Raw genomic sequence first — 542 nt, forward strand, 5'->3', positions numbered from 1 at the left:
GACTCGGTCGCGAGCCTCACGCTCCTCACGACGATGCTCGATTTCAGCGACCCGGGCGATCTTGGCGTCTTCATCGACGAGCAGGGCGTGTCGCAGCGCGAGCAGTCCATCGGAAAGGGCGGCATCTATTCAGGCGGTGAACTCGGCTTCGTGTTCCAGACGTTGCGCGCCAACGACCTGATCTGGCCGTATGTCGTGAACAACTACCTGAAGGGCGGCTCGCCGCAGGCGTTCGACCTGCTCTACTGGAACGCCGACGGCACCAACCTGCCCGGGCCGATGTACGCCTGGTATCTGCGCAACATGTATCTGGAGAACAATCTCTGCAAGGCGGGGCGGCTCTCGATGTGCGGCACGCCGGTCGACCTCGGCAAGATCGACATGCCGAGCTATATCTTCGGCACGCAGGAAGATCACATCGTGCCGTGGAAGGGCGCTTTTCAATCGACGCAACTCGTCGGCGGCGACACGCAGTTCGTGCTCGGCGCGAGCGGCCATATCGCGGGCGTGATCAATCCGGCTTCGAAGAACAAGCGCAGCTA

The 542-nt window shown here is 62.2% G+C and carries 1 protein-coding gene; it reads left to right on the forward strand.

The window, feature by feature from the left end; translation table 11 throughout:
• The coding region (locus AWB68_RS46055) for an alpha/beta fold hydrolase (RefSeq protein WP_125483346.1) at window positions 1-542 on the forward strand (542 nt) is incomplete at both ends.

It is taken from the genome of Caballeronia choica, assembly GCF_001544535.1.
Classification (GTDB): Bacteria; Pseudomonadota; Gammaproteobacteria; order Burkholderiales; family Burkholderiaceae; genus Caballeronia; species Caballeronia choica.